13 protein-coding genes and 1 riboswitch are annotated in these 12,490 nt (G+C 70.4%); of the genes, 4 read left to right on the top strand and 9 right to left on the bottom strand.

Translation table 11 applies throughout. The features are described 5' to 3' along the window. Nucleotides 1-57: 57 nt before the first annotated feature. From ACX80H_RS00270 to ACX80H_RS00245, 6 genes are all read right to left on the bottom strand, one after another. On the bottom strand, nucleotides 58-858 hold the full coding sequence (locus tag ACX80H_RS00270; protein ID WP_459310439.1) for an alpha/beta hydrolase: 801 nt from the start codon (nucleotides 856-858) through the stop codon (nucleotides 58-60). Nucleotides 859-1,058: 200 nt separating this feature from the next. Further along, nucleotides 1,059-1,718, bottom strand: coding sequence for a thiamine phosphate synthase (gene thiE / locus ACX80H_RS00265; RefSeq protein WP_459310438.1), 660 nt, complete (start codon nucleotides 1,716-1,718; stop codon nucleotides 1,059-1,061). Then, a complete protein-coding gene (gene thiM, locus ACX80H_RS00260; protein WP_459310437.1) occupies nucleotides 1,718-2,563 on the bottom strand; it encodes a hydroxyethylthiazole kinase in 846 nt (281 codons plus the stop codon). Before thiM ends, thiE begins: the two co-directional genes overlap by 1 nt. A 38-nt stretch (nucleotides 2,564-2,601) precedes the next feature. Then, a riboswitch (TPP riboswitch) is annotated at nucleotides 2,602-2,700 on the bottom strand. 142 nt (nucleotides 2,701-2,842) lie between these two features. Then, the gene (locus tag ACX80H_RS00255) at nucleotides 2,843-3,871 is read right to left on the bottom strand and encodes an aldo/keto reductase (protein WP_459310436.1); all 1,029 of its coding nucleotides are present in this window, start codon (nucleotides 3,869-3,871) and stop codon (nucleotides 2,843-2,845) included. Between the two features lie 122 nt (nucleotides 3,872-3,993). Then, nucleotides 3,994-4,278, bottom strand: a complete 285-nt coding sequence (locus ACX80H_RS00250) for a DUF427 domain-containing protein (RefSeq protein WP_459310435.1) — start codon at nucleotides 4,276-4,278, stop codon at nucleotides 3,994-3,996. Between the two features lie 122 nt (nucleotides 4,279-4,400). Beyond that, the gene (locus ACX80H_RS00245) at nucleotides 4,401-5,177 is read right to left on the bottom strand and encodes a thioesterase family protein (RefSeq protein WP_459310434.1); all 777 of its coding nucleotides are present in this window, start codon (nucleotides 5,175-5,177) and stop codon (nucleotides 4,401-4,403) included. A 264-nt stretch (nucleotides 5,178-5,441) separates the two neighbouring features. Between ACX80H_RS00245 and ACX80H_RS00240 the strand changes: the two genes are divergently transcribed. Then, nucleotides 5,442-6,995 carry an MDR family MFS transporter gene (locus ACX80H_RS00240; RefSeq protein WP_459310433.1) on the top strand — a complete coding sequence of 518 codons (1,554 nt, stop codon included), beginning with the start codon at nucleotides 5,442-5,444 and terminating at the stop codon, nucleotides 6,993-6,995. 114 nt (nucleotides 6,996-7,109) lie between these two features. Here the strand turns inward: ACX80H_RS00240 and ACX80H_RS00235 are convergent, their stop codons facing one another. After that, nucleotides 7,110-7,967 (bottom strand): Rieske (2Fe-2S) protein, encoded by an 858-nt coding sequence (locus tag ACX80H_RS00235; protein ID WP_459310432.1) that lies wholly within the window; start codon nucleotides 7,965-7,967, stop codon nucleotides 7,110-7,112. A 373-nt stretch (nucleotides 7,968-8,340) separates the two neighbouring features. Between ACX80H_RS00235 and ACX80H_RS00230 the strand changes: the two genes are divergently transcribed. The 3 genes from ACX80H_RS00230 to ACX80H_RS00220 all read left to right on the top strand — a co-directional run bounded on the left by ACX80H_RS00230 (nucleotide 8,341) and on the right by ACX80H_RS00220 (nucleotide 11,002). After that, complete coding sequence (locus tag ACX80H_RS00230) at nucleotides 8,341-9,225, top strand: SGNH/GDSL hydrolase family protein (RefSeq protein ID WP_459313324.1); 885 nt, start codon at nucleotides 8,341-8,343, stop codon at nucleotides 9,223-9,225. Between the two features lie 71 nt (nucleotides 9,226-9,296). Then, nucleotides 9,297-10,202 carry a KPN_02809 family neutral zinc metallopeptidase gene (ypfJ, locus tag ACX80H_RS00225; protein WP_459310431.1) on the top strand — a complete coding sequence of 302 codons (906 nt, stop codon included), beginning with the start codon at nucleotides 9,297-9,299 and terminating at the stop codon, nucleotides 10,200-10,202. Between the two features lie 38 nt (nucleotides 10,203-10,240). After that, nucleotides 10,241-11,002: a glycosyltransferase family 2 protein gene (locus ACX80H_RS00220; protein WP_459310430.1), complete on the top strand. Its 762-nt coding sequence runs from the start codon at nucleotides 10,241-10,243 to the stop codon at nucleotides 11,000-11,002. Between the two features lie 18 nt (nucleotides 11,003-11,020). Here ACX80H_RS00220 and ACX80H_RS00215 read toward each other — a convergent pair whose 3' ends face one another. Both ACX80H_RS00215 and ACX80H_RS00210 read right to left on the bottom strand, forming a co-directional pair. Next, a complete protein-coding gene (locus tag ACX80H_RS00215) occupies nucleotides 11,021-11,632 on the bottom strand; it encodes a DNA alkylation repair protein (RefSeq protein ID WP_459310429.1) in 612 nt (203 codons plus the stop codon). A gap of 21 nt (nucleotides 11,633-11,653) precedes the next feature. Then, nucleotides 11,654-12,424 carry a CPBP family glutamic-type intramembrane protease gene (locus ACX80H_RS00210; protein WP_459313322.1) on the bottom strand — a complete coding sequence of 257 codons (771 nt, stop codon included), beginning with the start codon at nucleotides 12,422-12,424 and terminating at the stop codon, nucleotides 11,654-11,656. Nucleotides 12,425-12,490 lie beyond the last annotated feature (66 nt).

Genomic DNA, 12,490 nt, shown 5'->3' with positions numbered 1-12,490 from the left:
CGGACCGGCCGGGCAGCACCTGGCCGACGACGGCAAGCCCTGAAGGACCCGCGCCGGTCAGGGCGTCGGGAGGGGCGTCCACTCGAGCCAGAGCGCCGCCTCGACGGCGATGGCCGGAGGTACGGTATGGGGGCCCTCGAACTCGCGGTACACCACTTCGTACCCGCGGCGCTTGAGCGCGGGGACCACCCTCCTGCTCGTGGCATCGATGGGGAGGACGGCATCCTCGGTGCCGTGCGAGATGAAGACGGCCGGCTGCCCGTTCCGCGGCCCGGCCGGCACGAAGCCGGGTGAGAACGCGACCACCTTGCTGAAAAGGTCCCCGTTGGCGAGCCCGAGGCCCAGCGCGTAAGAGGCTCCGTCGGAGAACCCTGCCACGCCGATCCGGTCGGGATCGACGGGGACGAACGAGAAGACCTCTTCCAGTGCCCTGTTGATGACCTCGGTGTCCGGACCGTACCCGCCGCGGATGGCGTCCCAGGTAGCCGCGCGGGAGGCGGGCGCGAGGATGACGATCCCGAGCTCCTCGGCGGCCGCGCGCAGGACGGACAGCCCACCCTGCGGGTCCCCGCCCGCCCCGTGGAGAGCGACGAGGAGGGGAACCGGTTCATCGGTGGCCACGGACTCGGGGACGAAGACGATCGGGTCGCGGGTCGTCGCCACGCCGAGGGCGTGCACCCCCGTTCTCGGCCCGGTACCCGGTTCCGCCGCGCCCGGTCGCGCTGTCAGGACGGCCGGATCCCCCGCCGTCGTACCCGCGGGCTGTCCGTTGTCCATGGAACCTCCGTTGCACGCCGTCTCCGCCACGAGGAGCGGCACGATCACCATGCCGGCAAGGATGTCCCTCCTCGTTGCCACACGGCGATTCTAGGGGCCACAGGCACCCGCTCTCCCGGTTGCCGTCGGAGCCTCTTCGGGCTATCGCGTTCTGCCGACCCGCATCGGTCCCGCACAGAGCCCGCACCGGTGCGGCACGGGTCTTGCACCGGTGCGGCACGGGTCTTGCACCGGTGCGGCACGGGTCTTGCACCGGTCCTGCACCGATGACTCCGGGCTCCTCAGGACTCCCAGGCCTCCAGCAGCAGCCTCGCGGCACCTGCGGGGTCGGGTGCCGCGCAGATCGCGGACACGACCGCTATCCCTGCCGCTCCCGCCCGGCGGAGCGGGGAGGCGTCCGCCGCGGTGATGCCGCCGATCGCCACGCAGGGCAGGCGCGCCGTGCCCGCCAGAGCAGCGAAGCCGTCGACGCCGAGCGGCGTCGGGTGGTCGGGTTTCGTGGCCGTGGCATGCACCGCGCCGGTGCCGAGGTAGTCCACCGTGCCGGCGGGAAGAGCATGGGCGACGGCGAACTGGTCGGCGGTCGCCGCGCTGAGCCCGACGACGGCGTCCGGGCCGACGATGCGCCGCACCAGGTCGGGCGGCAGGTCGGACTGGCCCACGTGGACGCCGTGCACCTGTGCGCCCTGCTCCCGCGCCGCGAGGTACACATCCACCCTGTCGTCGACCAGTACCAGCACCCGGCCCGCGACGGCGTCGGCGACCGCGGCGAGGAGCGCGACCAGGTCCCGCCCTCCCGCGTGCTTGTCCCGCACCTGCACGCAGGTCGCACCCCCTGTCACGGCGGCGGCGACGACGTCGACGACCGTCCGGGGCGCGCACAGCTCCGTGTCGGTCACGAGGTAGAGCGGCAGGTACGACGCCGGATCCGGCCGCGGCATCAGGAGTCCTCCGGCAGGACCAGGCCCCGGCGGACATCGGCCGGGGTGATGGCCGCGAGCGCGTCCAGGAAGCGCGGGGCGAAGGTGCCCGGGCCCTCCGCCAGGACAGCGGCTTTCTCCGCGGCGAGCGTGTACACGCCGGTGGCCGCGGTGGCCGCGAGCAGTGGGTCCGGCGTGAGCGAGGCGAAGGCAGCCATCACGGCGCCGAGCGCGCAACCGCCGCCGGTGACCCGGGTCAGCAGCGGCGTACCGTTGGCGACCCTGATGACGGCCCCGGCGACCGGGACGACCGCGTCAACGGGACCCGACACGGCGACGACGGAGCCGTACCGCGATGCCAGGAGGCGTGCTGCGTCGAGCGCCGCGGCGGGCTCGTCCAGGGAATCCACGCCGCGTCCCCCGCCGCCGGAACCGGCGAGGGCGATGATCTCCGAGGCATTGCCGCGGATGATGGTCGGGCGCTGGGCGACGAGCTGCTGGGCCGTCCGGGTGCGAACGGCCAGGAATCCGACGGCGACGGGATCGAGGACCCAGGGCGTGCCCGACGCCCCCGCTGCCTCGGCGGCCTCGAGCATGGCCGCGCGCTGCGCCTCGGTGGGCGTGCCGAGGTTGACGAGCACCCCGGAGGCCACGGGCGCGAACTGCGCCGCCTCCCCGGGGATGTCGACCATGGCGGGCGCTGCGCCGAGGGCGAGCAGCACGTTCGCAGTGAAGTTGGTGACGACGGCGTTGGTGATGCACTGGACCAGCGGGGAGGCGCTGCGCAGATCTGCGAGCAACCCGGCGCAGGCCTCGGCGCCGACCGTGCGGGCGGGGTCCGCAGTTGCCGAAGGGAATTCCGTCATGTGCTGCCTTTCGCTGGGGCGAGAGGACAGACGGACACCAGGGTCCGGCAGGACATCCCTTCGCCAGTATGAGCTGGATCAGGTTCGACGGGTCTTATCTCAGCCCCTCCGGTGGAGGGACACCCCGTGTCGCTGCTCGAACGATAACGCGTCGCGCGGATGCTTCCAAGCCCCGATACCGCCCCGACGAGCCGGAGGGACCAGCGCCGGCACTATCTGCCGCCCGGGCCCCGATGTGCCGGGGCCGGGCGGACAGTGCCGGACGGACCAGTGCCGGGGCTAGCGGCCGCCCTCGATCTTGCGGCGGCGCTGCTCCTGCCCGGGAGCCCCGTAGGGGTAGTCCCCGAAAGTGGGGGCGCTGACCTCGTCGAGTCGGTCGAGCTCCTCGGGCGTCAGCACGACGCCGGACGACGCCAGGTTGTCGGCCAGCTGCTCCCGTGTGCGCGCGCCGAGGATCACCGAGGTCACGGCGGGCTTCGCGGCGACCCAGGCGAGCGCGACGTGGGAGGCGTTGATGCCTCGCTCGGCCGCGATGCCGGTCACGGTGTCGACGATGTCCCACGTCCGGTCCGCGTTGCGCTTCTCCCAGGCCTCCATGCCGCGCTTGGGGTTCTCCCCGAGCCGGGTGGCGCCCGTCGGCTCGGCGTCGCGGGAGTACTTCCCGGTCAGCCAGCCGCCGCCGAGCGGGGACCACGGCAGCATGCCCATCTCCGCGTCGAGCACGGCGGGGACGATCTCCGCTTCGATGTCGCGCACGAGCAGTGAGTACTGGGGCTGAAGCGTCACCGGCAGCGAGTAGCCACGCTGGCGGGCGGTCATAACGGCTTTGGTGAGCTGCCAGCCGGTGTAGTTGGAGAACCCGTAGTAGCCGATCTTGCCCTGGACGACCGCCTCGTTGAGGAAGCCGAGGGTCTCCTCGAGCGGGGTCAGCGGATCCCACGCGTGCACCTGGTACAGGTCGATGTGGTCGACCCCGAGCCGGGCCAGCGAGGCATCGAGCGCTCGCCGGAGGTGCCGCCTCGACAGGCCGAGGTCGTTGGGGCCGGTACCCATCGGGAAGCGGCCCTTGGACGCGAGGACCATCCGGTCCCGCTCCGCCGGGTTCTTCGCGAGCCAGCGGCCGATGATCTCCTCGGAGGTGCCGGCGGAGTAGACGTCCGCCGTATCGATCAGGTTGCCGCCTGCCGCGGCGTAGTCGGACAGGATGGCGTGCGACGTCGCCTCGTCCGCCTCCGCCCCGAAGGTCATCGTGCCGAGGGCGAGGTGGGACACCGAGGTGCCGCTGTTGCCGAGTTTCCGGTACTCCATGGGATTGCTCCTTCGCTGTGCGCCGTGCGGCGCCGTGTCCTTGGATCCTGAGCCGGGCGCAGCTGTCCTGCGACCAGCATGACAAGGGGCGCCGTCGTGAGACGGCGCCCCTTGCCCGATGCTCACTCGCTGACGGTGACGCCCTTCCAGAAAGCGTAGTAACCGCGGATGTTCTCCGCCGCTTCTTTCGGTTCCGGGTAGCTCCAGGCGGCGTCCCTGTTCTGCTCGCCGTCCACCACCAGGGTGTAGTAGCTCGCCGTGCCCTTCCAGTGGCACACCGTGTGCGTCTCCGTGGGGACGAAGAACTCCTGGGAGATGGAAGCCGGCGGGAAGTAGTGGTTTCCCTCGACCATCACGGTGTCCGCCGACTCCGCGACGACCCTGTCTTTCCACATTGCTTTCGTCATGGTTCCTCTTCCTCGGGGACTTCCGGTCGTGCGGGCAGGCTGTCCGCTCCCTGCCGACGGCGGCGAGGGCGTCCGTGTCCGGTGCAACCCCGGCGAGCGCCGGGGCATTCCGGGCATGATGGTCAGAGCTTGCGTACCGTGAGGATCTGCTCGATGCGCCCGAAGGGACCGTCGAGGTCGTGCGCGACGCTGGAGGTGAGTCCCACACCGTTCGCGCCGAAGGTGACGCGCGTATCGAGACCGAGCCACTCGCCAACGGGCAGGCGGTGGAGGTGGATCTGCAGGTCGACGTTCGGGAACATCCAGCTGTCGCCGCCGGGTGCCACACGCGAGGCGATCCCGTTGGCCGCGTCCATCATGCCCACGAGGCGCACGACGTCGGCGGTCGTCCTGCCCTCCACCATCGGATAGGGATTCCGTATCCAGACCTGCCCCCGCCCGGGACGGTGGCCCGGTACCACGCGGACCTCCAGGGACCGGATGAACCCTCCGGGCCACGCTGTCATGCCCTCGTGCGGTCCGGCGGCCTCGGGTCCGGGCATCGGCGGGTCCTCCACGGCGGCGACGGCTGCCGTGTCCTGGGTGGCGAGGCGCCATGCCTTCGCAACGATGGCCGTCCTGCCGCCGGCTTCCATGCGTGCCTCGAGCAGTTCGATGGTCCGTCCGGGCCGGACGACCGCTGTGCTGACCTCGAACTCACCGCCCGGGATCATCCCGAGGATGTCGAAACTCAGGCGGCCGAGCTGCATGCCGTCCCGCGGCTGGCAGTCCAGCAGGCACTGGGTCAGGAGGCCCGAGATCGGTGCCATGTGCTGCTCTTCCGGGTTCCAGGCGCCCTGGGCGTGGATCGTCGATTCGAACCTCCCGCCGCCGAGATCACGGTAGAAAGAATCGGGCACGGAAGTCTCCTTCGTCGGACGAGCCGGGATCGCGTCCTGCGCGGTGGGCGGAGGAAAGGCCCTGGACATCGGTCCCGGGCCACGCACCCGCCCCATGCTAGTGGAGCAACCACGGCGTACCGGAAGAACGGCATCCCGGAATAGGATCCGGACGCCGGAGGTTCAGTGATTGACCGGGTCGACTTCTCAGCGCCCGGTGCCGAACGCGGCCGCACGGAGGACCTCCGACGGCGCCGCACAGCATTTCGAACCGAGCGGATCATCATGACCTCCAGTCCACCGTCCCGCGTCTCAGACGCCATTCCGAGCCGAGCAGGCGCCGCGCCGTCCCGCCCTGCCGTTTCCGCCGACACCGTGTCCGCCGGCACCGCCTCCTCCGGCGCCGTCGGCCAGGGCGCCCTCCCAGCACGCGACAGGCTGGTCATCACCATCCTGCTCGTCTCCGCGTTCGTGGTGATCCTCAACGAGACGATCATGGGCGTGGCCATCCCGCGCCTGGTCGAGGACCTCGGCATCACCGTGGGCGCGGGCCAGTGGTTGAGCACGGCCTTCATGCTGACCATGGCCGTGGTCATTCCGGTGACCGGCTACCTCCTCCAGCGCTTCACCACGCGCCCGGTCTTCATGGCCGCCATGGGCCTGTTCAGCCTCGGCACCCTCATCGCCGCCCTGGCCCCGGGGTTCGCCGTACTCGTGGTCGGCCGCGTCGTCCAGGCGAGCGGCACGGCGATCATGATGCCGCTGCTGATGACGACCGTCATGACGCTCGTGCCCCCCGCATCGCGCGGCAAGATCATGGGCAACATCTCGATCGTGATCTCCGTGGCGCCCGCGCTGGGCCCCACCATCTCCGGAGCCATCCTCAGTGTGCTCGACTGGCGCTGGATGTTCTGGCTGGTCCTGCCGATCTCCCTCGCGGCCCTGGTCATCGGATCGGCCAGGATGCAGAACATCACCGAGCCGCGGCGGTCGTCGATCGACGTGCCATCGGTCATCCTCTCCGCCGTGGCCTTCGGCGGGATCATCTACGGCCTCAGCCAGCTCGGTGAAGCCGCGGCCGGCAGTGCCTTCCCCGCGTGGATCCCCCTCTTCGCCGGCATCGTCGGGCTCGCCGCCTTCATCTCCCGCCAGCTCGTGCTGCAGCGGCGGGACGCGGCCCTGCTCGACCTGCGGGTGTTCACGTCCGGCAACTTCACCATCTCGATCGTCGCCATCGCGGTGAGCATGATGGCCCTCTTCGGCACCATCATCCTGATCCCGATCTACGTCCAGAGCGTCCTCGGCCTGGACCCGCTGGTGTCCGGGCTGCTGCTCCTCCCCGGCGGCCTCGCCATGGGCCTGCTCGGCCCCATTGTCGGCCGGATCTACGACCGCCGCGGGCCCCGGATCCTCCTGGTCCCGGGCGCGCTCCTGGTCAGCGCGGTGTTCTGGTCGATGACCCGGGTCACCGAGACGACGCCCGCGCACCTGGTGCTCGTGGCACACGTCCTGCTCAGCGTCGGGCTCGCCCTCATGTTCACCCCGCTGATGACCTCGGCCCTCGGGTCCGTCAGGCCGCACCTGTACTCGCACGGCAGCGCGGTCTTCGGAACAGCGCAGCAACTGGCCGGCGCGGCCGGTACTGCACTGTTCATCTCGGTGATGACCCTCCAGTCGACGGCCCTCGCGGCCGAGGGCACAGCGGCGCTTCCCGCCATGGCCGGCGGTATCCGGGCGGCGTTCCTGTACGGGGCGGTCATCTTCCTGCTCGCCGTCGTCGCCTCGTTCTTCGTGCGCGCGCCCCGGGTGACCGGGGACGCTCCCGCACCCGTGCACTAGGAGCCCCTGCTCGACGAAGAAGCCCCGCCGGGTCCTCCCGGTGGGGCTTCTTCGTCGGCGCAGTCGTCGGCGGTCGTCGGCGGTCGTCGGCGCGGTTACGCGCCGACTGGAGCGTCACGACGCGGGCTGGCGCAGCTCGATGTAGCCGTCGCTGGTGACTCGCGTCTCGTAGACGGGCTGCGGGACGGCAGCGGGGCCGCGGTAGTTCTTGCCGTCGTCGAGCCGGAACATGCTCTGGTGCCACGGGCACGTGATGCAGCCGTCCTCGATCGGGCCGTCCTGCAGTGGTCCCCCGAGGTGGTTGCAGACGCTGTCCATGGCCGTCAGCCTGCCGCCGTGGCGCAGCAGCAGGATCGGCACGCCGTTCGCCTCGACCAGCTGCCGCCCACCCTCGACGATGTCGGCGTCGCTGGCCACCCGCGTCCAGTCCTTCGGCGCCTCGTGCCCGGCGGTCCGATTCACGTTGACGGCGTTCGCGTAGCTCAGGTGCCCGCCGAGGTAGGCGCTGAACAGCATCGAACCGAGGCCGCCGAGCCCGAGCAGTACTCCGAGAGCGCGGCTGTCCCTGGCCCTCGCGACCGCCGAGGCCGTGTACAGCGTCAGGGCCAGCGAGTTGCCGGCCGCGTGGACGAGCCCGACGCGGCGTTCCTTCTCCTGGGTGTCGGACCAGTCGTGCAGGCCCGCGATCGCGGTGGGTACGGCAGAGAGGATCCCGACGCCGACGAGGAGGTCGGCCGCTTTGCGGGAGCTCTTGCCTCCGGCGATGTCGAGGAACGAGCCCATGCTCCAGGCACCCGACGGCACGACGATCAGCATGGGATGGAGGTGGTGACCGATGGCGGTGCCGCTGAGCACGTTCCGGATCATGCGCGGCTTGACGGCTTTGCTGACTGCTGCCGCGATCGGGTCGGCGACCTTGTCGAGGAACCTGGCGTGCTCGAGTCCGTCCAGCATTACGTGCAGGATGTTCATCCGTTGCTCCTTCTGGTCCGGGACGGCAGTCCACCGACGGGGTATGACCAGGGCGCCGCCCGGTCCCCACCGTTCCAGCAGCCACTACACCTGACAACCGACGCTGCGCGGGGAGGTTTCTCTTGGCCTCTGCGCACTTCGGTGCGAGAATCCGGCCCGATCCGCATCTGGTGTGCCGTCCCGCCCACGTAGCGCTACTGTCGGGTGCCACAGGATCAAGGACGACTCCACGTCTCCCGCGCTTGTAGGCTTGGTGAAGGACTCTGGAGGGGGAGTCCGAGGGGGCATGGGGATGGCGAAGCACAGCAGCACGACGACCGGGGCTCTGGGGGTTCCACCAGCACGTCCCAGGGGTTCCCCACGCGTGGCCCTCATGTCCCTCGGGCTGTCGCTCGCCTTCCTCGCGGGGTCCGTGTCGCCCACCTCGGTGCAGACCCGTCAAGCCCTGGCCTCGCCCGCTGAAGCTCCCCCTGGCGTCTCCGCGGATGCTGCGCGCCAGGAGACCCCGGGTAGGAGCTCCACGGAGTCGACCAGGGCGACGATGCGGACCCGGACCGAGCCGGCGCAGCTGCCGGCCGGCAGTCTCGCCAGCAATCCCGGAACCGACCGCCGCGAAGTCGTGGTGCCCGACATCCGCCGCACCGCCGTGCTCATCGGGGACTCGCAGTCGGCCGGGAACGACAGCTGGCCCCAGCTGGCCCTGCGCGAACTCGGGTACTCCGTGCGGTTCGTCGGCGCCGGCGGCACCGGATTCGTTGCCGCGAACGAAGCCGGTGACGCGAACTACTACGACTCACTCACCCGCGGCGACTGGGTGCTGCCGCACGGGGATCCCGCACTCGTGGTCGTGGAGGGCGGAGGGAACGACGCCTTCCAGGGAGCATCGGACGGCGACATCCTCGCCGGCGCCAATGCCCTCGTGTTGGAACTGGGACGCACGTATCCGTCCTCACGCATGGTGATGATCGGCACCCTGAGCCGGAGCGCGCAGGACGGCGGCGGGCGCCGGTACGAGGTCGACGCCCTGCTCACCGACCTGGCCGACAAGCGCGGCATCCCCTTCGTGTCGGCCGGGGACTGGCTGACCACTCACCAGTTGAAGGCATTCCTCGCCGACGACGTACACCTCGGTCCTGAGGGCCACCAGAGGGCGGCGCACGTGCTCGAGCAGGAGTTGAGGGCATTGAAGCTGGCCGTCGCGTACACCTCCATCGACCCGTTGCTCCACTGGCCACGAGAACGCCGGCCCCTCGAGTAGCAGGCGATCGAGGAGCGCGGCGCCACCACGTCGTGGCCCATGACAACGCTAAGTCCGCTTATTGTTGAGCCATGAGTTTCAATGACAACGTCCGTCTCGATCCCTCCCGCGTCAGTGACCGGCGGGGACGGGGACGCGGCGCCGCCGTCGGGGGCGGTCTCGGTGGTGGCCTCCTCCTCATCCTGTCGCTGATCTTCGGACCCGATGTCGTGAACCAGCTCGGGCTCGAGGAAGGCTCCACGACCACGCAGGAACAGGACGGCGGTTCCGTCGATGCCATCAATGCGTGCGATCGCGGCAGCGATGCGAACGAGCAGCTCGACTGCCGCATCCTGGGTACGGCGGAGAGCCTCGACAGTTTCTGGCAGCCCTACCTCGACCAGTTCGGCGTCACCTACACCCAGCCCGGTGTGGTGCTGTTCACGGGCAGCACCGATACCGGCTGCGGCACCGCGACCAGCGCCGTCGGACCGTTCTACTGCCCCACGGACCAGCAGACCTACTACGACACGGCATTCTTCGACGACCTCGTCACGCGCTTCGGATCCTCCAGCGGTCCTCTCGCACAGGAGTACGTGGTGGCGCACGAGTTCGGGCACCACATCCAGAACCTGATCGGCACGCTCGGGGCCGCCCAGCAGGATCCGCAGGGAGCCGAGTCCGGCGCCGTCCGGGTGGAGCTGCAGGCGGACTGCCTCGCCGGCATGTGGGCCGCGCACGCCACGTCCGTGCCGGACCCCGAGTCCGGCCTGCCGTTCCTCCGGCCCTTCTCGACGACGGATCTCCAGGACGCCCTGTCCGCGGCATCGTCCGTAGGAGATGACAGGATCCAGGAAGCAGCGACCGGACGGGTGAACCCCGAGGGGTGGACGCATGGCTCCAGCGCGCAGCGGCAGGCCTGGTTCTCGCAGGGCTACGAGACCGGCGACCTGCGATCATGCGACACCCTCGCCGCAGCAGACCTCGACAACCCCTGACCCGCCCGCGACCCTCTCGAGGACCGGAAGGAAGTCCAGTGCGTGACCGGCTCGCCGTCGTCGTCCCCGTCTTCAACGAACCCGACGTGGCCCGTGCTCTCGAGGCACTGCGCCGACAGCGGGACCGCACCCACCTCTCCGTGTACGTCGTGGACAACGGCTCCACCGATGACACCGTCCATCGGGTGGAACGCTTCGCAGCGGACCATCCGGACCTGGCCGTCAGGATCCTCTCGGAACCGCAGAAAGGCACCGGGGCTGCCTGCGACACGGGGTTCCGTGCCGCGATCGCTGACGGCTTCACGTTGGTGGCGCGGACCGACGGGGACAGCGAGCCGGCGGAGGACTGGACCGGCCGGATCCGCGCGGCGTTCTCCCGGGACGCCGCCGTGCAGCTTCTGGGCGGCACCAGCCTCCCCCTGCGGGACCGGTATTACCGGTGGAGCGATGACCTGTTGATGTTCGGAGCCCTCAGGCTCCTGAGGGTCCTGATGGCGGTCGCCCACCTGGACGCCGCATACCTGCGGTTCGTCGCCGGCCACAACATGGCCGTCCGCGCGTCCGCCTACGTCTCGACAGGCGGGTTCGAGCGGACGTCGATCGACCGGCGCGACGAGGACATCGACTTCTCCGTCCGGGTTGCCCACCGCCTGGGGTACGCCGCGGTGCGGATCGACCCGCAGCTGAAGGTGGCCACGTCCATGAGGCGGGTGCGGCGGTACGGAATGGGCATGATGGGCGTCCACCACCTCGTGCCGGCCCTGCGCGGAAAGCTCATCCGCACCATCGACGTGCGCTAGCGCCTCCTGCCGGATCCGCTAGCCTGCACCGCTCGCCCGCACCAGGGCCAACGCGTCCTCGACGGCCGTCATCCGGCCCTGCTGCGCTCCCGAGACCAGCCGGACGGTGCGCCGGAAGGACGCGTCGTCCCCCGCCCCGGCCCGGAAGGCGGGCAGGTGCGCCAGGACGGCGGCGCGGCGAAGCCACACGTCGTCCGCCGCCGCCCACCGTTCCAGGACCACGCGGGCGCGGACGCCGTCCTGCCCCGGAAGGCGGAGGAGCAGGGGCCCGACGACGTCGACGGCAAGCGGGTCCACGAGGTCCTCGAGGTGCGCGGACCGGAGGAAGCCTTCGATGCGGGTCAGGTCGGAGTGGCGCAGGAGGCGCACCGAGGACTGCAGCAGAACCACGGCCGCCAGGCGGCGCTCGAAGACCGGGCGGGACCACAGCTCGGAGGCGAGGGCGGTGACGTCGTCGTGCCCGAGGTCCGGGTACCGGCGTCCCGCGTTGCGGATGGTGCCGCGCACGGCACCCACCGACGCGCCGTAGTACTCGAAGACGGTCCCGAAGCGCCGCTCGTAGTCCTCCGCGCGCTCCTCAGAGCCCTCGTACCGGAGGGACTCGTCGATGAAGTCGGCGGGGTCGCTCATGGTGCTCCTGTCCTCGGCCGGTCAGTAGACAAAGATGTCGATCCACGCGCGGTTGTGGGCGTGGAGGAGGACGAGGAACAGGACGAGGTCGAACAGCAGGTGGACGCAGACGATGTAGGACAGCGAGCGCGTCCTCGTGAAGATGAAGGCCTGCAGCAGCGCGAACGGGAAGATGAACACCGGCGCCCAGGCGTGGAAGCCGAGCTCCCAGAGGAAGGAGGTGAAGAGCACGGCCTGCAGCACGTTGGCCTGCACCATGGGCAGGTGGCGGCGCAGGAGCGCGAAGACGGTGCAGATGAAGAAGAGCTCGTCCCAGATGCCGAGCCCGTTGGTGCCGACGAACAGGCGGACGACGTCGTCGGGTTCCGAGGCCGCCGGCCAGTTGCGGTACACGCCGGTGGAGAGCATGTAGACGGGGAGCAGTACGTAGCCCATTCCGACGACGGCGGGCAGGTACCACATCTCGGCGCGGCTCCACCGCTGGCCGGTCCGGACCGGGAAGGTGATGGCATGGTCCCGGTAGGCGAAGCGGGAGACGGCGTAGGGGACGCCGACGGCGAGGATCATGGCCGTGCCCATGACGACCATGTGCGGGGGGCTGATGTCGGTGGTGATCGGGACCAGGCTCATGACCGTCACGCCGAACGCCACGAGCAGGAGGTCCCGGAAGAGCGCGATGGAGACGACGGCGGCCAGGACGAGGGCCACCAGCAGCAGCAGGTAACCGATCAGCGGCTGATGGAGGGCGAACAGGGTGAAGCCCGCGAGGGATACCAGCGTGGCAGGCGCCAACGCGCGTGAGGGTGTACTCCAGGCGCCCCGCTGCCAGTCCGAGCCCGTCCGCGGAGAGCGCCCTTC

This window comes from Arthrobacter pasteuri (assembly GCF_054510955.1).
Note: the sequence above shows the minus strand (reverse complement) of the source record. Positions and strands in the feature narration are given on the sequence as shown.